The organism is Metabacillus litoralis, from assembly GCF_020524045.1.
Lineage (GTDB): Bacteria > Bacillota > Bacilli > Bacillales > Bacillaceae > Metabacillus > Metabacillus litoralis_C.
In genome coordinates this window covers 228,140-254,008 of record NZ_JAIVKL010000001.1, presented here as the reverse complement: position 1 = coordinate 254,008, position 25,869 = coordinate 228,140, and the positions used below count along the sequence as shown (strand labels likewise).

Below are 25,869 nucleotides of genomic sequence, written 5' to 3'. Positions count from 1 at the left end.
CCTTTACTTTAGAAAGGGTGGTGATATTTATGGGAAAGATCATACGCCTCGATGATTCACTATCAAATAAAATTGCAGCAGGTGAAGTTGTAGAACGACCGGCATCTGTTGTAAAAGAAATACTCGAGAACGCAATTGATGCCAATAGTACAGTAGTTGAAATTGACATAGAAGAAGCTGGCTTAAGTAAAATTCGAATTGTAGATAATGGTGACGGAATTGAACAAGATGATTGTTTAAATGCTTTTCATCGCCATGCCACAAGTAAAATTAAAGATGAAAATGATTTATTCCGAATTCGTACTTTAGGATTTCGAGGTGAAGCTTTACCAAGTATTGCTTCTGTTTCACTTCTTGATATGAAAACGAGTACTGGTGAAGGTGCAGGAACGAACTTAATCTTATCGGGTGGAAAGATAGAAAAGCACGAATCAACAGCAAGTCGAAAAGGTACTGATATTACAGTAAGAAACCTATTTTTCAATACACCTGCCCGTTTAAAATATATGAAAACTATTCATACTGAATTAGGAAATATAACCGATATTGTCAATCGAATTGCTTTAGCGCATCCAGAGGTATCCATTCGTCTAGTTCATAACGGCAAAAAGCTTCTACACACAAATGGTAGTGGAGACGTTCGCCAAGTTCTAGCTGCAATCTATGGTCTCTCAATTGCGAAGAAAATGAAAAAGCTCTCCTTAGAATCTTTAGACTTTCAGGTTACTGGTTATATTGCATTACCTGAAATCACAAGAGCTTCTAGAAACTATATTTCAACAATTATTAATGGTCGTTTTATTAAAAATTATTCTCTTGTCAAAGCGATTCAACAGGGATATCACACTTTACTTCCAATTGGTCGATTTCCAATTGTCTTTTTAGAAATAAAAATGGACCCTTTGCTTGTTGATGTGAATGTACATCCTTCAAAGCTCGAAGTAAGACTAAGCAAAGAGGCTGAATTAAATGAGTTAATAACAAATGGAATAAGAGATGTTTTTAAAAAGCAACAACTTATTCCATCTGTTGAAACACCGAAAATCCAAAAAGTAAAGTCCTTTGACGAACAACAACAATTTACATTTAATCATGGTACTGAAGCGGACCGTCATACTAGTCAAAAGCCTACCCATTTTAACGACTCACCAGTTGTAAAAGAAAGTCCATTATTTAAGGAACGTCCGACTTTAACGAATCCTTTAGAAAATGGAAGAAATGAACAGAAATTAGAAAATTATTTACTCAAAGAACAAAATACTATACCAGAGAAAGATTATGAGGAACGAATTCTAGATGAAATTAATCATACCGAAGAGATCATTCCTCAAAATGAGTACTCAGATCATATAGATGATGATGATGTTTCTTATGAAGAAACAAAACGTATTCCACCTTTGTATCCAATTGGTCAAATGCATGGGACATATATACTAGCGCAAAATGATCAAGGTCTTTTTATAATAGATCAACATGCAGCACAAGAGAGAATCAAGTATGAGTTTTATCGTGAGAAGGTGGGAGACATCCAATCTGAGGTTCAAGAGCTATTAGTTCCTCTTACTTTTGAATACTCTAATGATGAAGTGATGATCATTGAAGAGCATCTAGAAACTCTTTCACAGGTAGGGATATTTCTTGAGTCATTTGGTCGTAATAGTTATATTGTGAGATCACATCCACAATGGTTTCCAAAGGGAAACGAAGTAACAACTATTGAAGAAATCATACAGCAGGTTTTAGATGATAAAAAAATCAATTTAAAAAAATTAAGAGAAGAAGCGGCAATCATGATGAGCTGCAAAGCTTCAATAAAAGCAAACCACCATTTGCGAAGCGATGAAATTTTTGCTTTGTTAGAAGCATTGAGACAAAGCTCTGACCCATTTACATGTCCACATGGTCGACCTATCATTGTTCATTATTCGACTTATGAGATGGAGAAGATGTTTAAACGAGTGATGTGATTTATTAAAAGGTAAAACCGATGATAAATATGGGTTTTACCTTTCTTTTTTGATGTAATGACCACAAAATGACCACATTCATTGCTCAGAGCTAGTTTTTCTTAATGCTTTTGCAAAATTTTCGGCTGATTCAGTTTGTAAATTGGGAGTGACATGACTATATTTATCAAATGTGATAGAAACAATTGCATGACCTAATCGTTCAGATACAACTTTTGGGCTTTCACCTATCTCTAACATGATAGTTGCATGTGTATGTCTCAGATCGTGGAACCTAATCCTTTTGAGACCAGCTAATTTAGTATCATATAAAAACTGCTTATGTATTGTATTTGGATTTACTGGTTCCCCACCATATGATGAAACAACAAAATGCTCGTCAGTTAATTTCATCCCAACTTTCAAAAGTTGTTCTTGTTTTTTAACTCTATAAGACTTCAATTCTTCAATACCCTCATCTATGATGGAGCTATTTCTATTACCACTCGTCGTTTTTGGTTGTTGCAATATTAATCCTTCACCAGATATGTAATAAAGAGAATGTTCTACATAAATTCTCTTTCTATCAAAATCAATATCTTTCCATCTTAGTCCAAGTACTTCTACTCGTCTCATACCGGTATAGATAGCAAGAAAGTATAAAATGAATATATGGTCTTTCTGTTGTCTCATTCTATTAAGAAATATATTACATTCATCAATTGACCAGGTTTCAACTTTTTTCTTAACTCTCTTAGGAGCCTTCACATTGTTCATATGGTTATTTTTGAGGTACTTCCAATCGACAGCTGTCGAGCTGCAGATTTAAGAATTGAATGTATATACTGGACGTATTCTTCAGTTAGCCCTTCATCAAGTAATTCCTGCAGGCTTGGAATGATATTCCGGATGCAAATATCATCTATGCAGGACAGAAAATAAGAGTTAAGTATAAATATGCCCTTCCTAATGGAGGGGCTTAATCATATTTTAAATTAATTATCTATCTACCACACGTACCTGGTCTAAACATATTTATCGCTCCTTTTAAATTCCTCTAAAATACTTTTCTAATAACTTCGTAGCATGCATGTTTATAGCTGGCCCCCAATATCTCATAAATGCAGATATAATATAGATTAGGTGTGAAACTTGTAGAAAAATGTCGTAAAAAGAAGAAATTACTATTGTATAAAAATGTAAAAATTACAAATGAATAGGTCGATATACTCCTTGTGTAAATAATTCTAAAGGAGTGTTTTTATGGTAAATGTAGCAGTTGGCTCTAACCAAAGAGCTATTCGAATGCCCATATCTACTAGTTGGCAAGGAAATTCTTTAAAGAAAGGTTCATCCGGTCAGCACGTAAAAGACCTACAAAACATGTTAAATAAAGTAGGATATAAATTAAGTGCTGATGGAAAATTTGGTAATCAAACAGAAGCTGCAGTTAAGTCTTACCAGAAAAAAATGGGGTTAAGCCAAGATGGCATTGCAGGAAAAAATACTTATTCCAAATTAAAGTCTACTTATACAAAAACAACGATAGTTAATAATCAAACAACAAAAAATAATACTGCAGATTGGACAGGTCAGACTTTAAGGAAAGGGAGTAAAGGAGAGGCTGTTAAAGATCTGCAAAACATGTTAGAAAAAGCAGGGTTTGATGTAGGAAAAGTAGACGGAGTATATGGAGATAAGACAGCTGGCGCACTAAAATCATTCCAGAAAAAAGTTGGAATCAGCCAGGATGGGATTGCTGGATCAACTACATATAGCAAATTGAAAAGTTACAAACCTTCTACGACCACAAAAAAAACATCTTCTGGATGGACTGGTCAAACATTACGAGAAGGAAATAGTGGTGATGCAGTTAAGAGTTTACAGACTATGCTTGAAAAAGCAGGATTTGAATTAGGTACTATTGATGGTAAATTTGGTAATAAGACTGAGTCTGCTGTTAAAGCATTTCAAAAGAAAGTAGGTATTAGTCAAGATGGGATTGCGGGGAATCAAACCTATGCTTATTTGAAAGACTACATAAATAAACCTAAGACTTATACACCACCAAAACCTCAAATTGGTAATACTCTAGTATTATATAATTCTCACGAGAAGGTTATTAATAATAAAAATTCTACATGGGGGGAAGTAAGTAAATCATTAAAGGATATTGCAAAATTAGGATTTGACTTTATAATTGGTGATGATATTAAAACGTTGCTCGATTCTAATGCTAATACTTTAGATAAAGTAATTGCTGGGTTAAGCTTTATTCCAGGTGGTAAGCTTGTTAACGGGGGAATAAAGCTTATAAAAGCTGGAACCAAATTAACAATGAAGTTGGATCCAAAGTTTGCAGAGGTAGTTAATAGTTTAAATCCTAAAACTAGACTACCTAAGACTAATGGGAAATGGGATGGATCCCCTGGAAATGGTAAATGGTATTCAAATAATTCAGATGTAAACTCTGTAACTGGTGGAAAACCAATTGAATTTAAGAATGGGCGACCAGATTTTTCACCATATGCAAAAGGTAATCTAACATTTAAGCCTGGTCAATTAACAGGTACAGATAATGATTTTAAATTAGTATATCAAAAGCTAATGAAGGCAAAAGGATTTGAGTCTGAGAATCAAGCGAAGAAATGGTTGAAAAATCAAGGGTTAACACCACATCATGCAAGTAATGATTCAATTCAATTAGTTCCAACAAAGTTACATAAAAACATACCACATATTGGTTCTGCATCAGATTTAAGAGGAGGATATTAAAATGTATACAGAGTATGAAAAAGATATAATATCTATATTATCTAAATTTAAACTTGAAATATCAGATAATGATACATTTAAAGAAAAATTAAATCTAATTCAGGGAATAGAAGAAAAATACAATTTATTTTTACCTGAAAGTTATAAGTGTTTCCTATTATTATGTAATAATGGCTTTTTTTCTGATACAGTTTCATTTAATATTGAAGATTCAGAATTTTTATTAAACGAGCTCTATTGCTTAACTGGTAATGATAACCTTACTGCACAAATCGAAACATTTTTATTTAGAATGCCACAGAATCTTATACCGATTGGAGAGCGTCCTAATGGTGATCAAGTATGTATAGGTGTGAAAGAAGAAACCAATGAAAGTGTTTTCCTTTGGTATCATGAAAATGAATTAGAAGCTAGGAAAATGATAGGTGAAATAAATTCTGATACTGATACAAATTCTTATTACGAAAACATAGAAATTATTAGTAATAGTTTTTTAAACTTCTTAAACTCATTAAAACTAAATGATAAAATTGCAGAAGAAGTAGACCTTGATGATGTGGAAATTTGGTTAGATGATGATTTACTTAATGATTAATCCGCATTTCATCTATTAAATCTTTGGAATTATACAGATAGTTTTGAAATAGAAACTAACTTAAAAATCCACTTCAAGTATTAGATGATATTCAGTAGGTTGGATCAGAAACTTATATGTAAATTATTATTAAAGTTATGTAATAGATTTTTATCAGAAGGGAGAAATAACAGTAGAATTAAGTAATATTAAATAATAAGTTTAAGAAATACTCTTACAATTGATTAAGTAAGGGTATTTTTTTATTTAAAAAAGAGTAAATATAATAGAGGGAAAATAAAAATAACCCTATTTATAGTCCTATTATCCAGACAAGACATCTTGTATAGATAATAGGATAAGAAAAAGGGTATTATTTCTAGGTTACAAGTTGAAGCTGATTTTTTGGACCTTTTTAAAATGACCACATTATAATAAGTGACCACCAAAATGACCACAGTTTGTCCAATGTTTAACAAAAGTATATGAAAAAGTTATTTGAAATTACATTTATATAGAAAAAAAAATTCAATAAATAAATAGAACGAACGTTCGTGAAAGTCTGTAATTAAACGAGTAATGTAATATTTGTATTATATAATGAAGAGAGGTAAGACTGGTCATTTGATCACAGTCTTACCTTTCTTGTTTATTTTATCAAGTTTTTAAAGAACAGTAGGGATTGAAAACTCAAACAAAAACAGGTTCTAAATATCATATAAGAAATATATGACAACTAAACCTTTAGGTATATAAAACATTTAGTTTTCTATATACATTAAGCTTGGTTAATTTACACTGGCTATTCGTTTGCTTTAAAAACAATTTATTATGTTCTATCCGTAGTAATCTTCGATAATGAAACTTTACTACTCAATCCCTTCTTCTTTACAATTATCATTAAAAAGGAACCATCCGCAAATTCCTCTAAGAAATAGTACTGTCCAAAACGTAATTTTCCAAGTTAATGATCGCGGTGTTTTTTTGGATGATACCTAGATCAGGGGTGATAGGCTTTATATAACTAGTTTTATTCTAACTCAGCCAACAAATAAGAGTGCGGCTGTTTTAAGCGAGGCTTACACTCTGTATGAGAGATAATTAATGGTAAGCATACTTTTCTCTTTTTAATTTGTTTCATTAAGTGAGAAGTAATAATGAATTGAATCAAAACTAATACTTAAATGAAATTATAGTAAATTCATAAAATTTGATAACGTGAAACATTATATAAAGTAGATCATTTCTTTAGCATATGTTAAGCTCTATATTGGTTTTTACTCTAAGTTTGAGTCATTTTAAGTTAATACAATAGATTGATTATTTATTAAAAGGAGAAAAGAATGTCTAAATCCAAAGGAACAATTGAAGCTGAGATTAGTAAGGCAATTACGCAATGGGAAAAGGATTTCCTTGGAAGAGGATCGATATCTGTTAAATCAGATATTCTACGTGATATGATCATCGTGAATCTAAGAGGAATACTAACACCAGCTGAATATGTTGTTGCAGAAACAAAAGACGGCATGTTATTGATTAAGAGAACTCGAACAGAATGTGTTGAATCAGGTGTTGAAGACTTAAAAAAGGTCATTCAAAGTATAACTGGTGAAAAAGTGAAAAGCTTTCATACAGATATAAGCACAAATACGGGTGAGAGAATCATGGTGTTTAAATTGATAAATGATTATGAAAATAGTTTTAATTCTTAAAAAAAAATTAAAAACTTAATTGATGGTAACATTATTATGTAAACTTAATTTTCACCATTTATTATTTTCTTTTAGATAATCATTTTTAATAAAGTAAAATGTTTACAATTATATTAAAAAGGTTACAATAAACTGGTGTTCACGTCATTCACATGATAAGATGATGAACGTAGAATCTATTCTATGTGAAAGAGTGGTTATTATTGGATAGAAAGAAGCTCGTCGTCATCATTGGACCAACAGCAGTAGGTAAAACAAAACTAAGCATTGATCTAGCACATCGTTTAAATGGTGAAATTATTAGTGGTGATTCAATGCAAATTTATAGGGGAATGGATGTAGGTACAGCTAAAATAAGACAAGAGGAAATGGAAAATATTCGTCATCATCTTATTGATATAAAAAACCCTGATGAAGATTATTCAGTTGCTGAATTTCAAGAAACTGTAAGACCTTTGATCAATAACATTGCTTCACTAAATAAGATGCCAATGATTGTTGGTGGGACAGGCTTATACATTCAATCCGTTTTATATGATTATCAATTTACAGAATCACCATCAGATCCTGTTTTTAGAGAGAAACTGACAAAAGTGCTCCAAGAAAAAGGCACAAAAGTGTTGCATGAACAGCTTGAAAAGGTTGATTCTGCATCGGCAAAAAACATTCATCCTAATAATTCAAGAAGAGTAATTCGTGCCCTAGAAGTATACGAATGCACAAAAATACCAATGTCTGAATACATACTAAATCAAGAAAAACATCTTTTATATGATGTTGCTCTTATTGGTTTAACGATGGATCGAGATGTTTTATATGAACGAATAAATCATCGAGTTGACATCATGATTGAACATGGCTTACTAAAAGAAGTAAAGTACCTGATAGACAATGGTCTTCGAGATAGTCAGGCTGCCAAAGCAATAGGCTATAAAGAGTTGTTCGATTACTTCGATGGAAAATGTACAATTGAAGAGGCAATTTTTCAATTAAAACAAAATTCAAGAAGGTATGCAAAACGACAGCTGACGTGGTTCAGAAATAAAATGGATGTAGAATGGTTTGATATGACAGCACCTATAGATCACGAACAAAAGGTAGATGAAATTTTTTCTTACATAGCAGGAAAGTTGGAACTTTAATCGAATTAAATGGTATAGAGAAAAGAGGAGGACGAAACATGAAACAATCAATTAATATTCAAGATCAATTTCTTAATCAACTTCGTAAGGACGGTACATTTGTAACAGTGTTTTTATTAAATGGTTTTCAATTAAGAGGATTAATAAAAGGCTTTGATAACTTTACTGTATTATTAGAGTCTGAAGGAAAACAACAGCTTATATATAAACATGCTATTTCAACTTTTTCACCACAAAAAAATATTCAACTAGAACTTGAATAGAATATATACATAAAAAAAGAACTGATAAGAAAGATCTTATCAGTTCTTTTTTTGTCCTCAATGATTATAGAGCTTAATAGTTATTACATAAAAAAATGGACTTAAAAACCACATCATTAGATTTGTTATTTAAGGCTCTTTTCATAAAGATTGTTGCTTAATGATTTCATTATCTGTTGAAAACAGTGTTTTATCTTATAAAAGGTACAATTTCTAGAAGAAAAGAAAACACTTGACTTTATATAGTGATATTTCCTTTAATTCCTAAAAAACAATAAGTCCAAGAAAATATCCTTTTGGGAAGTAATAGAATTTTTACTTAGATTTAATATTTTACTCAATCGCTGGGTTTTTTAAGTTTATAAAAGTCTTTTTGCAGTTTTCTTTTTAAAGGACATTAAATTTTACAAAATGAGTATTTGTTAAAAAAAACATGGTATAGGTTGTAAAAGCTATTTATATGAATATAAATAAAGGAATGAATATTTCTTGGGAAACCGCAAAAACCAACAGATTTCTTCTGATTTCGCTACCTTTGAAACAATAGATATTCCTATTCATTTTAGGCTGCTGTGATTTTAAAAAATTATTAAAGCCTATGTATAATAAGTAACAAGATTGTGAGGTGGACTTACATGGAATATGATCGAGCAGTCACATATAAGACAAATGGACAGATTAATATTATATTAAATAACCAATCAAAGGAAAATACTGAGACCAGTTCATCTTCTTATGATCTTAAAATTCCTAAAGCTGAAGTGAAACATGCGATCCTAAGGGAGATTGAGGAAGAGATGAGCTCTCTAGTAGGTATGAATGAAATGAAGAAAATGATTAAAGAAATATATGCATGGATTTTTATTAATAAAAAGCGTGAGGAACAAGGTTTAAAAGCAGGTAAGCAAGCTCTGCATATGATGTATAAAGGAAATCCTGGGACTGGAAAAACAACTGTTGCTAGATTAGTAGGTAAATTGTTTTTTCAGATGAATGTATTATCTAAAGGTCACCTTATTGAGGCTGAACGGGCAGATTTAGTAGGCGAATATATAGGTCATACAGCACAAAAAACACGTGATTTAATAAAGAAAGCTCTTGGTGGAATATTGTTTATTGATGAAGCATATTCACTGGCAAGAGGTGGAGAAAAGGATTTCGGTAAGGAAGCCATTGATACATTAGTAAAACATATGGAAGATAAACAACATGATTTTGTGCTCATTTTGGCTGGGTATCCTAAAGAAATGGATAATTTCTTATCATTAAATCCAGGCTTACTTTCTAGATTTCCTCTCGTTGTTGATTTTCCAGATTATTCTGTAGAGGATTTAATGGAGATTTCAAACAGAATGATTGCTGAGCGAGAATATCGCTTTAATCAAGACGCAATGATTAAATTTAAGGAACACCTTATGGAAGTTAAAACCATAACACATCCAGCAAAGTTTAGTAATGGGCGTTATGTAAGAAATATTATAGAAAAATCAATAAGAGCACAGGCAATGAGATTACTATTAACAGATTCTTATCATCGAGATGATCTTTTAACGATTAAAAGTCAGGATTTAGTATTATCAAATGAAAAACCAAATTAATATCTTTATTATAGATGATTTTAGGCAGGCTGACGTGTTTAGTCAGCCTTTTAAAGTTAAGATTGATTGTTGGAAAATGTTTTGGCTTCAACGATATTTCTTTATGAAATGTTAGAAGGTAACGAATTTGCTTCAATGTTCCAGATCCTTGCTTTTTAACCTTGTTGGTACAAATACATCTCCGATTATTAACAGCAACTTAAACTCCCCAAAATACTTGAAGTGTCTCTTCTATCCCAAATATAATGAATTCACAACCCTCAAGAATACATCTTATTAAAAAAAATCTCCGAAAGCCGTTCTTTTTTTCTCAATTTTGTCATACATCATATATCAGATTTTAATTTTTGGAGGAAATGATGAAAATAAAACTAATAATTCTGGGCGTGTTATCTAGTATTTTAATAACTTTAGCAATATTTTTTATCAAGCCATTAGATGAAGGAAAACAAGTAAAAGAGCAAATAAAAACTGAAGAATATAAAACACTCACATATTTAATAACAGAGGTTAACGGTAGTGAGTATTACGGACAATCTATTGATGGTAAAACAAAAATCTATTTTAATAGTGAAAAGATGAAATACCCCATGAAAGATCGTTTGGAAATAAACGATAAAATTATTGCATTTGTTGAACCAGAAAATCATGTAGGTGGACTTGTTAAGGTAGAGAAAATAATAAAAAAAGATTAATTGATCTTGACTAATAATCTCAGGATTATTCTTTCCCATGGAAAGGTACTTTTTTTCCATGGGAAAAAAAGTACCTATTACGCAAACAAAAACATAGCATTTGGCAATTTATTAGCAACAGTACAAAATTTCGATTTAAATTCCCAGTTTGTATTATTTTTCGTAAGGTGCATACTTTCTATCTGGCATAAGTTCTTCAGAACGAGAAGCTTCTTGATTATTCAATGATTGAATTTGTTTTAATTGATCTTTCGAATTACTTTTACCTGAAGCTGTATTAGGATAAACATCGCTAACTGATCCGCTTACTTGGGCAGTGGTTGTAGGAGATGGAATATTATTTCCTTTAGAGCTAGTTCTTGCATTAAAGAAACCTCTTCCACTTTCTGGATTTGAAATAATTCCCAATGTAACGAGAATTCCAAGTATTGAAGTGACATATGTTTCCCAATTAGTTAAGTCAATTTGTAATCCAAGATCTTTCAATATCATATACAAAACAGATGCAATAGACACCCATAATCCGTAATTTTTCCATTTCAAGGTACATAAACACACCTTTCAAAGTTAAGATAATATAATTTATTCAGATGATTACATTCGGTGAGTATAAAAGAATGATAGGCAATGATTTGCAAACATCAATAAATTAAGAAGCATACTCACTTAAGAAATGAATAAAAAACAACTTCTGTTTATATTTGAGTTTCATGAAATCAACAATAAAAAATACGTATGTTAACTATATAGGCTTTATATCTATCTATAAAAAACCTTTTGAACATATTAATATTCTAATAAATTGTATAAATATGTGACTTATGCTTGATTGTTATAGAAAACTGACGATTCAATCGAAAAAAGCTATAGAAATTAATAATGGAAACGCTTTCAGTTGAGGTCATTCCATGTTAAGATATGAATTATTAGAGGGAGTGATCAGGATGAGTGATAACAAATTATTTTTAGAAGAATTGAAATATCTTGTTGAAAATGAATTGTCACTTAATGAATATTTAATTGATCAATTAGAAGAAAGATTTAATAAAAATCCATTTTTAATAACTCAAATATATCAAATATTAGTGAAAAATAAACCTTTGTTACCTTTCTTAAATGATGTAGAATCAGTGGTATATGATTATATAGTTAATGAAGAAATGTTTAATGATAAAACATACTATGGTGCAACACTATTTGTAGCCGAATTGTTTGATACAACACAAACGTATATAAAATGTAAAGTTAGTCAAACAAGTAAAATGATAAAAAAAATAAGTTAAAAAAGTGCATGTGGATGATCGAGTATTTATGTTTACATTAATATTTTCTTTTAGAGAATATCGAAATAAAGTCAGCACTGCTAGACTGTTTAAGACTTGGTACAGTCCAAGTCTTTTTAATTTGCCAAATTATTCATATTAGAGGTAGATGATTTTTTATATAAACTACGGTTAGGAAGTCTCCATTTAAAAGTATATGAACAAACTCTAAGTAGAACAATGGAAATGAATAAAGTGTACAACCCAAAAGGGTTAGAGACGATATTAAATCCAATTAATAATCCTGCCATTATAGCCCAAAACGCATAAATTTCAGCTCGAAGAACTAGTGGTTTACGACCAGCTAAGAGATCACGCACCATACCACCGCCACTTCCAGTTAAAACAGCAGCCACTACAACAGCACTTATTGGATGTTCCATATCTACAGCATAAAGTGCTCCTTGTATGGCAAATGCAGAAAGGCCAATAGCGTCTGTAAAGTTTCCCCATTTATGCCAGTGCTTCAATAATTTATTAGGAAATAAAAAGACAACTGTCATTGCAAACAATGCAACTTGAAAAAGATGACCTTGTTCCCATAGTGCTGAAACAGGGACTCCTATTAATAAATTTCGAATAGCTCCTCCACCGAAGGCTGTTACAATACCTAATATATAGATACCTAAAATATCATATTCTTCTTCCATTGCGACAATTGCTCCGCTTATCGCAAAAGCGATCGTACCTATAATACTTAAAACTTCCCAAGTCATTTTAAAATCCCCCATGTTATCTAATAAGGTGTAACCCGAGATTGATTGTATAGTGTGGTAAACTAAAGGTCAAATGATTTTTTATAAGTTGGTTAAGTGAATTATAATAAGATTAATTAATTTCCTCTTTTTAGTTAATGAAGTAAAATCCAATTCGATTTCTTAAAATAATTGAAGATCGTAAATGAAGTTTATTAATTTAGACTATAATATAGAAATAATTAGAGAATTAGCACAATGTTTGATATGATTAAAGTGCTAAAAATGGCGAGAAGAAAGGGTTTGTTCATTGAATAACACACTTGATGTTTTAAAAGAGAAAGTTATTTTAGTTGGTTGTCAACTTCAAACAATGCATGATGATCATTTTGAATATTCTTTAGAAGAGTTAAGATCTTTAACAAAGACTGCAAATGGAGAGGTACTTCATGTAATAACGCAAAAAAGAGAACGACCACATCCTGCTACATATATCGGTAAGGGTAAAGTAGAAGAAGTATTAAATTTGGTTGAAGAGATCGAACCTGACATTGTCATTTTTAATGATGAACTTTCACCGAGTCAGTTGAGAAATTTATCTATCTTGTTGAATGTTCGAATTATCGATCGTACGCAATTAATATTAGATATATTTGCTCAGCGTGCTAAGTCAAAGGAAGGAAAGCTTCAGGTTGAATTAGCTCAACTTCAATATTTATTGCCTAGGCTAGTTGGACAAGGTATATCCTTATCACGTCAAGGTGGAGGAATTGGGACAAGGGGCCCAGGGGAAACTCAGCTTGAGACAGACAGAAGACATATAAGAAATAGAATCAATGAAATTAAGCAGCAACTTTCCTCAGTTGTTCGACATAGACATAGATATAGAGAGCGTCGTAAAAAAAATCAAGCTTTTCAACTAGCACTTGTTGGATATACGAATGCAGGAAAATCAACGATATTTAATCGTTTAACAACTGCAGGCAGCTTTGAAGAAGATTTGTTATTCGCTACATTAGATCCTATGACTCGTAAAGTCCTACTTCCTTCTTCTTATCAGGCGTTAATAACTGATACTGTTGGATTTATTCAGGATTTACCAACAACCCTTGTTGCTGCTTTTCGTTCAACACTAGAAGAAGTAAAAGAAGCAAATTTAATTTTACATATTGTAGATAGTTCAAACGAAGACTATGCTAATCATGAACAAACAGTTTTTAAGTTGCTTGATCAACTAGAGGTTTCAGATATACCGATAATAACTGTTTATAATAAAAAAGATCAAACACCAGAGTCATTTGTTCCATCACCAACGGAAGATTATGTAACAATCTCTGCTTTTTCTGAAGGAGATTTGCAAAAATTACTTGAAAAGGTTGAAGATCTTGCAAAGACAGGTATGAAGCAATATGTTGTTGAAATACCTGCAAATGAAGGAAGAATACTTTCTCAATTAAAATCTGAAACATTAATTACTTCATTTGAATTTTCTGAAGATGAAGAAATGTATAAGATTGAAGGGTACGTTCTACCATCACATTCGATAAATGGTCAGCTAGAGATGTTTTATGGAGAGGGAAAAGAACATGTTTAATTACTTAAAATATGGTGCTCAGCTTGCACCTCTTGTTACAAAGATTGAAAAAAGAATAAGTGGAATTCATGATGAAATCAATAAACGAAGTGAATTTAACCAATTTAGAGTATTACAAAGCTTTCAAAAGCATCGTGTGAGTGACTCTCATTTTATTCCTACAACAGGTTATGGTTATGACGATATTGGTAGAGACACATTGGAGGAACTATATGCAGATGTTTTTGGAGGCGAGTCAGGATTAGTTCGCCCGCAAATTATATCTGGTACACATGCTATTTCAATAGCTTTGTTTGGTGTTTTAAGACCAGGAGATGAGCTTCTTTATATAACTGGAAAACCATATGACACTCTTGAAGAAATTGTAGGGATAAGAGGAAATGGAATAGGATCATTAAAAGAATTTAATATCGATTATAAGACAGTGGAGTTAACTGAAAAAGGTTCCGTAGATTTTGATGCAGTTAAAAAGGCGATAAGTTCAAAAACAAAAATGATTGGAATTCAGCGTTCCAAGGGCTATGCAAATAGACCTTCCTTTACAATAGAAGAAATTCATGAAATGATTAATTATGTAAGATCATTAAAAAAGGACGTTGTTGTTTTTGTAGATAATTGTTATGGTGAATTTGTTGAGGATCAAGAGCCTTGTCATATTGGTGCTGATTTAATAGCTGGTTCTTTAATTAAGAATCCAGGTGGTGGCCTTGCCAAGACTGGTGGTTACATAGTAGGTAAAAAGAAATTAGTTGAAGCATGCTCTTATCGAATGACATCACCAGGTATTGGATCAGAGGCAGGAGCTTCTTTATATAGTTTGCAAGAAATGTACCAGGGATTCTTCTTAGCACCACACGTAGTAGGTGAAGCATTAAAAGGAGCAGTATTTACTTCAGCATTTCTTGAAGAACTAGGAATGCAAACTTCACCTAAATGGGATAGTGTGAGAACAGATCTTATTCAATCTGTTCAGTTTAATGAACCAAAAACAATGATAGCTTTTTGTCAAGCAATCCAATATGCTTCACCAATCAATTCACATGTAACACCATATCCTAACTATATGCCTGGTTATGAAGATGATGTGATTATGGCTGCGGGTACATTCATTCAGGGAGCAAGTATTGAGCTTTCTGCTGATGGGCCACTAAGGTCACCTTATATCGCATATGTACAAGGTGGGCTCACCTATGCACATGTGAAAATTGCGGTATGTCTTGCAATAGATTCATTGATTAAAAAAGGATTCGTTTCACTAGAACACTAGGAATAAATACTTGTCCTTTTAATGTTATTATTCCTAACATGTTGTTGACATATAATGTGACATTATATATAATGAAATTAGTTAAACAAAAGGAGCAAATAAAATGAGTGATAATATTCGCCGCTCAATGCATTTATTCCCAATTGGAATTGTTATGCAGCTCACAGATTTATCTGCTAGACAAATTCGATACTATGAAGAAAATGAATTGATTTTTCCAGCAAGAACAGAAAGTAATAGAAGACTTTTCTCCTTTAACGATGTTGATAAGTTACTAGAGATTAGATCTCTAATTGAACAAGGTGTGAATCTAGCAGGTATTAAACAAATTTTTTCACGTGCAGAACACACAAATGCAGAAGGAAAACATGAAGAACCTAAAACTGTTGAAAAGCCTGACTTAAGTGACGCTGAATTGCGTAAACTATTAAAGTCTGAACTCATGCAGGCCGGACGCTTCAATCGTCCGACATTAAGACAAGGTGATATGTCAAGGTTTTTCCATTAATTTTGAGTAATTTAAATTAAAATAAAAATTTTCACCTGATTAGGAGAGGAGATTTACAATGGCTAAATATTCAAGAGAAGATATTGTAAGCTTAGTAAAAGAAAACAACGTAAAATACATTCGACTACAATTCACAGATATTCTTGGTACAATAAAAAACGTTGAAATCCCAGTTAGTCAGCTAGATAAAGCGTTAGACAACAAAATGATGTTTGATGGGTCTTCAATCGAAGGTTTTGTACGTATCGAAGAATCGGATATGTACTTATATCCAGACATAAACACATTTGTTATTTTCCCTTGGACTGCTGAGAAAGGTAAAGTAGCACGTTTCATTTGTGATATCTATAACCCAGATGGTACTCCTTTTGCTGGAGATCCACGTAATAATTTACGTCGTCTTTTAGCTGAAATGGAAGAATTAGGATTCACTGATTTCAACTTAGGACCTGAGCCAGAATTCTTCTTATTCAAATTAGATGAAAAAGGCGAACCTACATTAGAACTAAACGATAATGGTGGTTATTTCGATTTAGCACCTACTGATTTAGGAGAAAACTGTCGTCGTGATATCGTTTTAGAACTAGAAGAAATGGGCTTTGAAATTGAAGCATCTCATCACGAAGTTGCACCAGGTCAGCATGAAATTGATTTTAAATATGCTGGAGCGATTAGAGCTTGTGATGATATCCAAACATTCAAACTAGTTGTTAAAACAATTGCTCGTAAACATGGTTTACATGCGACATTCATGCCAAAACCATTATTTGGTGTTAATGGATCAGGTATGCATATGAACTTATCTTTATTCCGTAAAGGTGAAAATGCATTCTTAGATACAAATGCTGATCTTCAATTAAGTGATACGGCTAGACAATTTATTGCAGGTATTATTAAGCATGCACCAGCATTTACAGCAGTTACAAACCCAACAGTAAACTCATACAAACGTTTAGTACCAGGCTATGAAGCACCATGTTATGTTGCTTGGTCTGCACAAAACAGAAGTCCACTTATTCGTATTCCGGCATCTCGTGGTTTAAGTACTCGTGTTGAAGTACGTAGTGTTGATCCTGCAGCAAACCCGTACTTAGCAATGAGTGTTCTTTTAGCAGCTGGTCTTGATGGAATTAAAAATAACTTAGAAGCACCAAAACCAATAGATCGTAACATTTATGTAATGTCTAAAGAAGAACGTGTTGAGAATGGAATTGTTGATCTACCAGCAACACTTGCTCAGGCGTTAGATTTATTAAAAGGTGATAGCACAATGAAAAACGCTTTAGGCGAACATTTATTTGAACATTTCATTGAAGCTAAAGAGATCGAGTGGGATATGTTCCGTACTCAAGTTCACCCATGGGAAAGAGAACAATACTTGTCAATGTATTAATTCAATTAAAAAACCTCTCATTTTTGAGAGGTTTTTTTATTAGGTTATGTAAAGTCTTAGCGTTTTTTTTATTTGAGTGGTCAATCAATATATCCCATGAGAAAGAAATTGTTCAAAAAAAGCCTACAATAATAGTAGACTTTTAGTGGATTGAACGATAAACCCCAATAACTTTTCCTAGTATACTCACATTACGTAGAATAATAGGTTCCATCGTGGAATTCTCGGGTTGAAGACGAATAAAATCTTTTTCTTTGAAGAATCTTTTACAGGTTGCTTCGTCATCTTCTGTCATCGCAACAACAATATCTCCATTGTTTGCTGTTTGTTGTTGTTTAACAATAACTAAGTCTCCATCTAAAATTCCAGCCTCAATCATACTTTCACCCATAATTTCAAGCATAAAAATATGTTCTTCTTCTGTTACATATCTGTCTGGAAGAGGAAAATATTCTTCAACATTTTCAATTGCAGTAATTGGTAATCCTGCAGTTACTTTTCCGATTACAGGTACATTAATGACATTGCTTTTAGGAATATGATGTTTCTCTTCTTCTAGTATTTCTATTGCACGAGGTTTTGTTGGGTCTCTTCTAATTAGCCCTTTTGATTCTAATCTAGCTAAATGGCCATGAACTGTAGAACTAGATGCTAGTCCAACTGCTTCACCAATCTCACGAACGGAAGGTGGATAACCTTTCTTTTGTACTTCATCTTTAATAAAACTTAATATATCTTGTTGTCTTTTTGATAGTTTCGTCATCCTTTGTGACACCTCGGATTCATGTAATATATGTGTATTATAGCATCATTTACCTTTTAATACAAACATAAGTTCGAGAAAATACTTGACTGGAACATTTGTTCCTATTATACTAAAAATATCAAATACGAACAAATATTCTATGAGGTGATTATAATGAATAAATTATCGATTTCTTACATCATTACTTTTATTTTATCAATATTAGCAATTACAATTATTATTTCATACAATGGAAATTCAAATAATCTAGATAACTATCACCAAGTAAAAATTAAAGAAGGAGATAGTTTATGGAGTATCGCAGACCAATTTCAGAGGAAAACAGAGATTTCTCAACAAGATTTTGTGAAATGGGTTCAAGAAAAGAATAATATTCACTCATCACTCATTAAGCCAGGAGACTTAGTAGTTGTACCAATTGAAAAAAATGATATTTATCAAATAGAACAAATTGCGAGTGAATAAGAATAATTAGATAATTGGATAGGTTAAACTGAAGAGGTGATATACTTTGAAAGCCGTTATTTACTGCAGAGTAAGTACTAACAAAGATGCACAGGAATCCTCATTAGATAGGCAAAAAGAAGAATTACTGAACCTGGCGTCATTACATAATATTGAGGTTACAAAAGTAATAGAAGAACGTCATAGTGGTTATGATGTTGATAGGGATGGAATTATAGAAGCTCTTTCAATTCTTAAGGACAAGAATGCTAATATTCTCCTTGTACAAGATGATACAAGGTTAGGGCGTGGTCATGCTAAGATTGCCTTATTACATGAGATAAGAAAGCTTGATGCTAAAGTATTAACTCTAAACGAAAAAGGTGAACCAGAGCTCTCAGAAACTGATGTTATGATTTTGAGTATTCTTTCTACTGTAGAAGAATTTCAACGAAAATTAGTTAACTATAAAATTAGTCGTGGAATGAATCGTGCAATTGAGAATGGCTATAATCCACATAAAAATTTAAGTAATATAGGCCACGGTGGTGGAAAAGAAAAGATACAGGTCCCAATTGAAGAAATTATTAACCTACGACATAAAAAGCTAACATTTCATGAGATTGCTGCAACTTTAAGAGGTCTAGGTTATGATGTTAGTAAAGCAACTGTTCATAGAAGGTATAAGGAGTATGTTACTAGTAAAGAGACAAAGATTGAAGATTAATATAGTTAATTACAAGTGCTAGGCTGTGCTATAAAAATCAATTATAGTTGTTTTTTTTTTCTTCATTTAGTATTATGACTTGTATATTACTGTTATAAGCTACTTTAATAAGCTCAAGAGGTGTATGATTCAATTTAACTCTTTGTGCACTTAAAGAAGGGAGAAAATAATGATGTTACCTAAAACTAAAATTGATCGTATAAATCAGTTGTCAAAAAAGGCGAAAGCAAGTGGTCTTTCGACTGAAGAGAAACTAGAACAACAATCACTTCGAGAAGAATATTTACAAGTATTCCGTTCTTCTATGAAAAATACCTTAAAGGGTGTAACAGTTGTTGATCCAAATGGAAATGATGTGACTCCTCAGAAATTAAAGAACGAGAGGAATCAAAATTTACATTAAAAAGGGGATATACTTTTCCTTGAAAATTCTATTAATAGTGAAGAAGCTGGAACAAAAGTATTAAAGCTAGTGATAAACCCGAATTATTAGGTGATGAATCAATTAATCATTCACCTAATAGTTCGGGTTTTTATTTGCTGTCTTCAATAGATATTTTTTGATTTTGATTTTGCATACTAATTATAAGAACTAGTGGAATAGAGCGGAAGACACTCGACTCCTACGGGAATTGAGGAAAGGCTGAGACGCCGCAGGCATGCCGAGGAGGCTCAGCTTCCTCCCCGGCGAATGGAGTGTCTGCAGCGCAATGGAACGAACTTGTTTCTTTCAGCTTAACTGAATTTAAATTTATTCTTATTTTTGTAAGACTTCTTTAATTATGTCCCAGCCTCTTCAATTACATTTATTAAATGCTGTTGAATATCTAATATTGGAATAGTTTTCTTATGATCTTTAATTATATATTTTACGGTTTTTTATATTCATTTGATATCTTATTATTTCGACAAAACTAGTGGCTTCTTTCTCCGCCTTAAGACAATTATTTCTTTGTCTATCTTTTATAATGAAATAAATAGAATGGATGAGGTGAGTGAAATGGTGAGGCACTATTATATTTATTTAATAGAAGAAGAGTTTGCAAGTCACTACTTTGGTCGTGAATCAAAGATCTATCATCTGTTTCAGGACTTTCACTGGGCAACAGTTCGATCCCATCATATAGACACACTTGAGAAACAAGTGAATTATATTACTAAACCAATACCAACATTATTTATTCATCAATTACTTAGTACACATTTATCACATAAGCAAGACTATCAGAAGTTGCACCATATACATAAAATAGATATTAAAGGAAATAGAGGTAATGCGACATTAATTGTTAAGGATACACACTTGGAGCTTTCTTCTGATGGAAGTTATGAGGCTGAAACTATTTTCTTTGAAGTATTAAGAAAGTTTGACCCTTGTTTTTTAGCAATGGATTTACAAGGAGAAAGATATGGGTGGTTAAATCCTATTAAAGAAAGAAATTTTGTATAAAAATGAGGAAATTATCATGCAAATGTTGTATAATGTCATAGGGTTTAGTACACTGTAATATAGACAACACGAAGGAGGAAATATAATGGAATTATGGGTTGTTATTCTAGTAGGCATCCTAGCATTACTTGCTGGAGTTGCACTAGGATTTTTCATCGCGCGTAAATATATGATGACTTATCTAAAGAAAAATCCACCAATTAATGAACAAATGTTAAAAATGATGATGATGCAAATGGGTATGAAGCCATCTCAAAAGAAGATCAATCAAATGTTGAAATCTATGAATGGTCAAATGAAATAAAGTCCCGGTTTTCGGGCTTTTATTTTTTGATATACTTAAGTGTTTATACACTATATCAATATGAAAAATAAATGTAATAAAAGCACGCGATAAGTGGCGTGCTTTTACTTTTTAGGAACAAACCCGTTTGTTCTTTGTCAAATTATGATCGTCTTTAATATATTGTGTTAATAGTTTATCGAGTTCTTGGCTATATTTTAAAGATACAGTTGAATTTAGCCCATTTTTTAGGACAATGTCAATTAGCTCTGCTCGTTTCTTTTCAATTATTTGGAGTAATTCTTGTTTAGACACGAGAACTTGTCCTTTCTATTAATAATTTGTTACATACTAATTATACCCTTTATTTGGAATAAATACAAAGGAAGATAATGTAACAGCAATGAATCTATTATAATGCCATATAAGTGGGAATGAAAAGGAATATTTATAAGATGTTATGGAAATGACATAAAAATGTCATAACTTGATACTTATTCAACAATTAATAAATTTGCTAGAATAGAGAAGACATTCTCTATAGGAGGAGTACTATGTCTGATGTGAATATATTTTTAGCTTTCGGAGCAGGATTTTTATCTTTTATTTCTCCGTGTTGCTTACCACTCTATCCTGCTTTTTTATCATATATTACGGGAGTTTCTGTAACTGAATTAAAATCAGAAAATGCTTTGTTACAAAGAAGAAGCTTACTTCATACGATCTTTTTCTTATTAGGTTTTTCTATGATTTTTATTGCACTAGGTTTTGGAACATCTATCGTTGGTGAGGTTTTTCAAAATTATCAAGACCTCATAAGACAAATAGGTGCTATTTTAATTGTTGTTTTTGGTTTAATGATAGTTGGGGTTTTTACACCAAGTTTTTTAATGAAGGAACGCCGATTTGAATTTAAAAATCGTCCGGCAGGATATCTGGGATCATTATTAATAGGAATGGCTTTTTCTGCAGGGTGGACACCTTGTACAGGCCCCATATTATCAGCCGTTATTTGGATGGCTGCTACAAATCCTAATTCTGCAATGATATATATGATTGCATATATTCTAGGATTTGCCGTTCCCTTTCTAGTACTTTCTTTCTTTATTGGTAAACTTGGATGGATTAAGAAGCATAATCAGAAAATCATGAAAGTTGGAGGATACATTATGATCGTAATGGGAATTCTACTTTTTTTTGATATAATGACTTCGATTATCATATTCTTAACCCGTTTATTTGGTGGTTTTACAGGTTTTTAGTCCTGATATATAAAAATTAGTCATAACATTTTGTGCCATATTTACTATACCGGGTGAATATATTTGTTATAATATAAGTATGCGTGATAGTTATTGCTTAGTTAAGCTAGGTAAAATGCTTAATATGCAAATTTCAATCGCCTTCACAGAAGAAGTTTGAATATCATCAGGCTTCCTTTATCATGTTTGAGGAGGAACTAGGCGTGGCTAGAATATTAATTGTTGATGATGCCAAGTTTATGAGAATGACTTTATCAAATATATTAATAAAGGCGAATCATGAGGTCGTCGGAGAGGCAGAAAATGGCTTGCAAGCTATAGAGTTATTTGTAAAAGAAAAACCTGATTTAGTTACCATGGACATCACGATGCCTGAACAAAATGGTATTGAAGCTTTAAAAGAAATAAAAAAACAATACCCTGATGCGAAAATTATTATGTGTTCTGCGATGGGCCAACAAAAAATGGTTGTGGAAGCGATTGAGTCAGGTGCGAAAGATTTTATTGTAAAACCTTTTGATGAAAATCGTGTTATAGAAGCTATTTCTCGTGTTCTAGGTTAATAATAGAGCAAACCATTTAAGTAATTTTCTTAAATGGTTTTTTATATTTGTATTAAGAAATGTTAAATACTTTGTTGATTTCCGAGACAGGCTCAAATTTTCAATTCTAATTAACAAACAAAATACTAAAATCTATATTGAGCTATAACATATACTTGTTTTATAAAATAGGCTATGTTCTAGCTTAAGGTTAATTCTTAGCACTTTGTTGATTGGAGTGAAAGGCATGTGACTACTGCTTAGAGAAGCGTGTCTAGAGAGAGAACCTGCAAGTGAGTAGCTTACAAGGTAAGGCGGTAGGTGGTCTTTTTCATTATTATTCCTATAATTAAATTGCATTTATTCCGGAAAAACGAATACCTGTAACGGAAAACAACAACAAAGTTTAACAGAGGCTAAAAATATTATAGGTAATTAAACGAAATTCGTTTATACTAAGACTATTAGCTGTCTATAGTAAAGGATTGATATATTTGCTAACTGTTATTTCATCTATTGTTGCGGTGTTTATGGCTTTGTTTGTTTTATTTATTAGGATGAAGTCAGCCAAAAAGCCTGCTACTGCAAAAAAAATAATTCTACCACCTATCTTTATGAGTACTGGTGCACTAATGTTTATTCATCCATTTTTTAGAGTTACAGGATATCAACTTATTGAAGCTTTGTTAGTTGGAATGTTTTTCTCTATTTTTCTAATTAAAACATCTTCTTTCGAAATTAGGGAGGATAAGATTTATTTAAAGCGATCTAAAGCATTTGCTTTTATATTAATAGGGTTATTGATTATTCGTATTGTGATGAAATCATTTCTGAGTAGTCATATTGATTTCGGGGAGTTAAGCGGAATGTTTTGGATTCTTGCATTTGGAATGATTGTCCCTTGGCGAATAGCTATGTTTCGTTCGTTTCAAAAAGTGCAAAATGAACTTAATACATCAAACAATGTTCATACATAAATAAGAACATAAATAAGAAAAATCCGAAACCTATGTTGTTTCGGATTTTTCTTATTAGACTTCGCTAGCGGTAAAAGAAATCTTCGATGTAAACACACCTGTAGGGGCTTCGTACATGAACATGCTTCTCCTAAACGAGTCTTAATGCTATCTTATTTATTTATCCCTTAAAATAATGCTTTATATGGAGAGTAATCTATTTGTTTTTCTTTTAATCGTTTCATAAGGAATTTATGATCTCTTTTAGGTGTAGCCATTATATACCCTCGAATAATTAAGTCTAACGTAATCGTTGATGAGTTTTCTTTTATTGCAAGCTGACCAATTCTTCCAGCTATCTTTGCACGGGCCACATCACGAAATAACTCTGGTACAGGCTCTACTAAGTCTTCTAATAAATCTTTTTCTTTTTGTTTCCATAAATGCCTAGTTTTTTCTAAGTAATAATCTTGCCAATCAAGATCTGATTTACCATCTTCTTTAGGAAGTCTTTGTAAGAACTTTCGAAACATAAAAAATCCACCAATGGCGAACATTGATATTAGGAATACAACCCAAAACAATATAAACCATAAAAACCATCCATCTAACATTTTATATCACCTCTAACAAAACAGTCTTATAAATTAATTTGATATCAAAACTATGCTTGGGCTATTCTACTTAAGTAAGTTGAACAATCCTTCAATATAAATATTTTATGGCTATTCATGATGCCCAAAAGCATGATGTTCTTTTGCTAACAGGAGTAAGGATTTTTTTACAGCGTCAACTTTTTTTCGGTCATAAGAAGATGACATTAAACCATTCAACTCAGCTTGAACATGGAAAATAGCGTGCTTATAAAAAATATCTACTCGAATGGTACCGACGTCTGTTGGTAAATATAAAAATTCATATGTACGTAACATAGTAGCTCCTCCTAGAATAACACCATAATCGTCGTCATTTTATAGCCATTTTTAACTTGATACACTTACTTTTAATAATAGCAGATAAATTGTATTATCACTATTATTTTTAATGAAATTCTTAAGGATATCTTTGAAAATGATATATTGTTAACTTGATTTTGCTCAATTAAAAAAGTGACTACACTTTACGTGTAGTCACCTATTGTCCCCTTCGATCCGTACATGGTTAAGTGTCCCGCAACAAGCGAATGTTTCGAAGGGGACAATAGATAAAATTTTAACATGTGTCATATTATTTGTAAAGAAATGGTGGTATACCAATTACTGTTAGAATATGTTTTCATTTAAGCTCAGTTTTTTTATAAATTGTTTCCAGTTAATTTTAGTACGCTTTAATCGAGTTTTACACAAGTGATTATGGAATTCATATTTGCCCATAAGTATGTGCTGCTTAGATATTCTTATCCTTCATAAATCACATAATTTCAATACTTTATGCCCATAAAACTATCGATCAAGGTTGGTACATAAATCAAGTTTTCTATATATAATAAAAACATGTACACTTTTAATTATAATTATGTTTGTTTTAGTAAACTTTGTCGCCTTTAGTCCTATGAAGAAAATTGCACTGTATAAAGTCTAGTGGTATCTTTTCTTCTTAGAATAGTACTTATATATGATAAAAACATTGTTACTAAAAGGGTAATTAGGTTGAATAATAACAATCCTTCGGACAAGAGCCTTAACTAAAAAGGAAAAGCATTAATAAATTGAATTGTTTGTTAAGTTTTTTTGTTTAGACCCTGTAAAGTTTATTATTGATTTTGACTACTTTGTTGATTGGAGGAGAAAATATGAGACTCCTGCATTGAGAAGTGCTACATCGGAGATTTCATTGTCGCGCAGTTTACACAAGGAGTTTTCCTCTAGTCTAAGGTGAATGTTTTTTCTAGCAGAAAGTGAATGACTGTAACGGAAATCTATAACAAGATTTAAAAGCACCTTTGTTTAAATAGT

28 protein-coding genes are annotated in these 25,869 nt (G+C 31.8%); 21 read left to right on the top strand and 7 right to left on the bottom strand.

The annotated features are described in order from the left end of the window. Positions 1 to 29: 29 nt before the first annotated feature. Positions 30 to 1,967 (top strand): DNA mismatch repair endonuclease MutL, encoded by a 1,938-nt coding sequence (gene mutL / locus LC076_RS01255; RefSeq protein WP_226665564.1) that lies wholly within the window; start codon positions 30 to 32, stop codon positions 1,965 to 1,967. A 78-nt stretch (positions 1,968 to 2,045) separates the two neighbouring features. Here mutL and LC076_RS01250 read toward each other — a convergent pair whose 3' ends face one another. Then, entirely contained in the window at positions 2,046 to 2,639 is a 594-nt protein-coding gene (locus tag LC076_RS01250; protein ID WP_226665562.1) for a site-specific integrase, read from the bottom strand. Between the two features lie 570 nt (positions 2,640 to 3,209). On the opposite strand from LC076_RS01250, the gene LC076_RS01245 reads away from it, so the two are divergent. The 7 genes from LC076_RS01245 to LC076_RS01215 all read left to right on the top strand — a co-directional run bounded on the left by LC076_RS01245 (position 3,210) and on the right by LC076_RS01215 (position 10,705). Continuing rightward, entirely contained in the window at positions 3,210 to 4,721 is a 1,512-nt protein-coding gene (locus LC076_RS01245; RefSeq protein ID WP_226665561.1) for a peptidoglycan-binding protein, read from the top strand. A gap of 1 nt (position 4,722) precedes the next feature. Beyond that, entirely contained in the window at positions 4,723 to 5,316 is a 594-nt protein-coding gene (locus LC076_RS01240; protein ID WP_226665560.1) for an SMI1/KNR4 family protein, read from the top strand. A gap of 1,322 nt (positions 5,317 to 6,638) precedes the next feature. Beyond that, on the top strand, positions 6,639 to 7,007 hold the full coding sequence (locus tag LC076_RS01235; protein ID WP_226665559.1) for a DUF2294 domain-containing protein: 369 nt from the start codon (positions 6,639 to 6,641) through the stop codon (positions 7,005 to 7,007). A 203-nt stretch (positions 7,008 to 7,210) separates the two neighbouring features. Beyond that, entirely contained in the window at positions 7,211 to 8,149 is a 939-nt protein-coding gene (miaA, locus tag LC076_RS01230) for a tRNA (adenosine(37)-N6)-dimethylallyltransferase MiaA (protein WP_226665558.1), read from the top strand. A 38-nt stretch (positions 8,150 to 8,187) separates the two neighbouring features. Next, positions 8,188 to 8,412: an RNA chaperone Hfq gene (hfq, locus tag LC076_RS01225; RefSeq protein ID WP_226665557.1), complete on the top strand. Its 225-nt coding sequence runs from the start codon at positions 8,188 to 8,190 to the stop codon at positions 8,410 to 8,412. 635 nt (positions 8,413 to 9,047) lie between these two features. Continuing rightward, positions 9,048 to 10,010 carry a stage V sporulation protein K gene (gene spoVK / locus LC076_RS01220; protein ID WP_226665556.1) on the top strand — a complete coding sequence of 321 codons (963 nt, stop codon included), beginning with the start codon at positions 9,048 to 9,050 and terminating at the stop codon, positions 10,008 to 10,010. Between the two features lie 359 nt (positions 10,011 to 10,369). Then, positions 10,370 to 10,705 (top strand): hypothetical protein, encoded by a 336-nt coding sequence (locus LC076_RS01215; RefSeq protein ID WP_226665555.1) that lies wholly within the window; start codon positions 10,370 to 10,372, stop codon positions 10,703 to 10,705. Positions 10,706 to 10,858: 153 nt separating this feature from the next. On the opposite strand, the gene LC076_RS01210 is transcribed toward LC076_RS01215, so the two are convergent. After that, entirely contained in the window at positions 10,859 to 11,248 is a 390-nt protein-coding gene (locus tag LC076_RS01210) for a hypothetical protein (protein ID WP_226665554.1), read from the bottom strand. A 401-nt stretch (positions 11,249 to 11,649) separates the two neighbouring features. On the opposite strand from LC076_RS01210, the gene LC076_RS01205 reads away from it, so the two are divergent. After that, complete coding sequence (locus tag LC076_RS01205; RefSeq protein WP_226665553.1) at positions 11,650 to 11,988, top strand: hypothetical protein; 339 nt, start codon at positions 11,650 to 11,652, stop codon at positions 11,986 to 11,988. 116 nt (positions 11,989 to 12,104) lie between these two features. Here LC076_RS01205 and LC076_RS01200 read toward each other — a convergent pair whose 3' ends face one another. Further along, positions 12,105 to 12,743, bottom strand: coding sequence for a trimeric intracellular cation channel family protein (locus tag LC076_RS01200; RefSeq protein WP_226665552.1), 639 nt, complete (start codon positions 12,741 to 12,743; stop codon positions 12,105 to 12,107). 289 nt (positions 12,744 to 13,032) lie between these two features. On the opposite strand from LC076_RS01200, the gene hflX reads away from it, so the two are divergent. From hflX to glnA, 4 genes are all read left to right on the top strand, one after another. Then, positions 13,033 to 14,316 (top strand): GTPase HflX, encoded by a 1,284-nt coding sequence (hflX, locus tag LC076_RS01195; RefSeq protein ID WP_226665550.1) that lies wholly within the window; start codon positions 13,033 to 13,035, stop codon positions 14,314 to 14,316. Then, positions 14,309 to 15,583 (top strand): aminotransferase class I/II-fold pyridoxal phosphate-dependent enzyme, encoded by a 1,275-nt coding sequence (locus tag LC076_RS01190; protein ID WP_226665549.1) that lies wholly within the window; start codon positions 14,309 to 14,311, stop codon positions 15,581 to 15,583. The genes hflX and LC076_RS01190 overlap by 8 nt, the downstream gene beginning before the upstream one ends. A gap of 103 nt (positions 15,584 to 15,686) precedes the next feature. Next, the gene (locus LC076_RS01185; protein WP_226665547.1) at positions 15,687 to 16,091 is read left to right on the top strand and encodes a MerR family transcriptional regulator; all 405 of its coding nucleotides are present in this window, start codon (positions 15,687 to 15,689) and stop codon (positions 16,089 to 16,091) included. A 58-nt stretch (positions 16,092 to 16,149) separates the two neighbouring features. Beyond that, positions 16,150 to 17,484 carry a type I glutamate--ammonia ligase gene (gene glnA, locus LC076_RS01180; protein WP_226665546.1) on the top strand — a complete coding sequence of 445 codons (1,335 nt, stop codon included), beginning with the start codon at positions 16,150 to 16,152 and terminating at the stop codon, positions 17,482 to 17,484. A 142-nt stretch (positions 17,485 to 17,626) separates the two neighbouring features. On the opposite strand, the gene lexA is transcribed toward glnA, so the two are convergent. Continuing rightward, positions 17,627 to 18,247: a transcriptional repressor LexA gene (gene lexA, locus LC076_RS01175; protein ID WP_226665544.1), complete on the bottom strand. Its 621-nt coding sequence runs from the start codon at positions 18,245 to 18,247 to the stop codon at positions 17,627 to 17,629. 156 nt (positions 18,248 to 18,403) lie between these two features. Between lexA and LC076_RS01170 the strand changes: the two genes are divergently transcribed. From LC076_RS01170 to LC076_RS01150, 5 genes are all read left to right on the top strand, one after another. Beyond that, the gene (locus tag LC076_RS01170; protein ID WP_226665542.1) at positions 18,404 to 18,715 is read left to right on the top strand and encodes a LysM peptidoglycan-binding domain-containing protein; all 312 of its coding nucleotides are present in this window, start codon (positions 18,404 to 18,406) and stop codon (positions 18,713 to 18,715) included. A 46-nt stretch (positions 18,716 to 18,761) separates the two neighbouring features. Beyond that, complete coding sequence (locus LC076_RS01165; RefSeq protein ID WP_226665540.1) at positions 18,762 to 19,421, top strand: recombinase family protein; 660 nt, start codon at positions 18,762 to 18,764, stop codon at positions 19,419 to 19,421. A gap of 172 nt (positions 19,422 to 19,593) precedes the next feature. After that, on the top strand, positions 19,594 to 19,824 hold the full coding sequence (locus LC076_RS01160) for a DUF896 domain-containing protein (RefSeq protein WP_226665538.1): 231 nt from the start codon (positions 19,594 to 19,596) through the stop codon (positions 19,822 to 19,824). A gap of 597 nt (positions 19,825 to 20,421) precedes the next feature. Beyond that, entirely contained in the window at positions 20,422 to 20,871 is a 450-nt protein-coding gene (gene sirA, locus LC076_RS01155; RefSeq protein WP_226665537.1) for a sporulation inhibitor of replication protein SirA, read from the top strand. Between the two features lie 85 nt (positions 20,872 to 20,956). Then, complete coding sequence (locus LC076_RS01150) at positions 20,957 to 21,175, top strand: YneF family protein (protein WP_146946596.1); 219 nt, start codon at positions 20,957 to 20,959, stop codon at positions 21,173 to 21,175. 111 nt (positions 21,176 to 21,286) lie between these two features. Here LC076_RS01150 and LC076_RS01145 read toward each other — a convergent pair whose 3' ends face one another. Beyond that, on the bottom strand, positions 21,287 to 21,469 hold the full coding sequence (locus LC076_RS01145; protein WP_226665535.1) for a Spo0E family sporulation regulatory protein-aspartic acid phosphatase: 183 nt from the start codon (positions 21,467 to 21,469) through the stop codon (positions 21,287 to 21,289). 239 nt (positions 21,470 to 21,708) lie between these two features. Between LC076_RS01145 and LC076_RS01140 the strand changes: the two genes are divergently transcribed. The 3 genes from LC076_RS01140 (at position 21,709) to LC076_RS01130 (ending at position 23,935) form a co-directional block, all read left to right on the top strand. After that, entirely contained in the window at positions 21,709 to 22,416 is a 708-nt protein-coding gene (locus tag LC076_RS01140; RefSeq protein ID WP_226665533.1) for a cytochrome c biogenesis CcdA family protein, read from the top strand. Between the two features lie 203 nt (positions 22,417 to 22,619). Beyond that, positions 22,620 to 22,979 carry a response regulator gene (locus LC076_RS01135; protein WP_226665531.1) on the top strand — a complete coding sequence of 120 codons (360 nt, stop codon included), beginning with the start codon at positions 22,620 to 22,622 and terminating at the stop codon, positions 22,977 to 22,979. Between the two features lie 473 nt (positions 22,980 to 23,452). Continuing rightward, a complete protein-coding gene (locus LC076_RS01130; RefSeq protein ID WP_226665530.1) occupies positions 23,453 to 23,935 on the top strand; it encodes a CcdC family protein in 483 nt (160 codons plus the stop codon). 167 nt (positions 23,936 to 24,102) lie between these two features. Here the strand turns inward: LC076_RS01130 and LC076_RS01125 are convergent, their stop codons facing one another. Next, positions 24,103 to 24,528 carry a DUF2621 domain-containing protein gene (locus tag LC076_RS01125; RefSeq protein WP_226665528.1) on the bottom strand — a complete coding sequence of 142 codons (426 nt, stop codon included), beginning with the start codon at positions 24,526 to 24,528 and terminating at the stop codon, positions 24,103 to 24,105. 111 nt (positions 24,529 to 24,639) lie between these two features. Then, the gene (locus LC076_RS01120; RefSeq protein WP_226665526.1) at positions 24,640 to 24,846 is read right to left on the bottom strand and encodes a hypothetical protein; all 207 of its coding nucleotides are present in this window, start codon (positions 24,844 to 24,846) and stop codon (positions 24,640 to 24,642) included. Between the last annotated feature and the right edge of the window lie 1,023 nt (positions 24,847 to 25,869).

Coding starts and splice junctions, on each gene's coding strand:
- mutL (WP_226665564.1), top strand. CDS start 30: ATGGGAAAGATCATACGCCTCGATGATTCACTATCAAATAAAATTGCA.
- LC076_RS01250 (WP_226665562.1), bottom strand. CDS start 2,639: ATGAGACAACAGAAAGACCATATATTCATTTTATACTTTCTTGCTATC.
- LC076_RS01245 (WP_226665561.1), top strand. CDS start 3,210: ATGGTAAATGTAGCAGTTGGCTCTAACCAAAGAGCTATTCGAATGCCC.
- LC076_RS01240 (WP_226665560.1), top strand. CDS start 4,723: ATGTATACAGAGTATGAAAAAGATATAATATCTATATTATCTAAATTT.
- LC076_RS01235 (WP_226665559.1), top strand. CDS start 6,639: ATGTCTAAATCCAAAGGAACAATTGAAGCTGAGATTAGTAAGGCAATT.
- hfq (WP_226665557.1), top strand. CDS start 8,188: ATGAAACAATCAATTAATATTCAAGATCAATTTCTTAATCAACTTCGT.
- spoVK (WP_226665556.1), top strand. CDS start 9,048: ATGGAATATGATCGAGCAGTCACATATAAGACAAATGGACAGATTAAT.
- LC076_RS01215 (WP_226665555.1), top strand. CDS start 10,370: ATGAAAATAAAACTAATAATTCTGGGCGTGTTATCTAGTATTTTAATA.
- LC076_RS01205 (WP_226665553.1), top strand. CDS start 11,650: ATGAGTGATAACAAATTATTTTTAGAAGAATTGAAATATCTTGTTGAA.
- LC076_RS01200 (WP_226665552.1), bottom strand. CDS start 12,743: ATGACTTGGGAAGTTTTAAGTATTATAGGTACGATCGCTTTTGCGATA.
- LC076_RS01190 (WP_226665549.1), top strand. CDS start 14,309: ATGTTTAATTACTTAAAATATGGTGCTCAGCTTGCACCTCTTGTTACA.
- LC076_RS01185 (WP_226665547.1), top strand. CDS start 15,687: ATGAGTGATAATATTCGCCGCTCAATGCATTTATTCCCAATTGGAATT.
- glnA (WP_226665546.1), top strand. CDS start 16,150: ATGGCTAAATATTCAAGAGAAGATATTGTAAGCTTAGTAAAAGAAAAC.
- lexA (WP_226665544.1), bottom strand. CDS start 18,247: ATGACGAAACTATCAAAAAGACAACAAGATATATTAAGTTTTATTAAA.
- LC076_RS01170 (WP_226665542.1), top strand. CDS start 18,404: ATGAATAAATTATCGATTTCTTACATCATTACTTTTATTTTATCAATA.
- LC076_RS01160 (WP_226665538.1), top strand. CDS start 19,594: ATGTTACCTAAAACTAAAATTGATCGTATAAATCAGTTGTCAAAAAAG.
- sirA (WP_226665537.1), top strand. CDS start 20,422: ATGGTGAGGCACTATTATATTTATTTAATAGAAGAAGAGTTTGCAAGT.
- LC076_RS01150 (WP_146946596.1), top strand. CDS start 20,957: ATGGAATTATGGGTTGTTATTCTAGTAGGCATCCTAGCATTACTTGCT.
- LC076_RS01140 (WP_226665533.1), top strand. CDS start 21,709: ATGTCTGATGTGAATATATTTTTAGCTTTCGGAGCAGGATTTTTATCT.
- LC076_RS01125 (WP_226665528.1), bottom strand. CDS start 24,528: ATGTTAGATGGATGGTTTTTATGGTTTATATTGTTTTGGGTTGTATTC.
- LC076_RS01120 (WP_226665526.1), bottom strand. CDS start 24,846: ATGTTACGTACATATGAATTTTTATATTTACCAACAGACGTCGGTACC.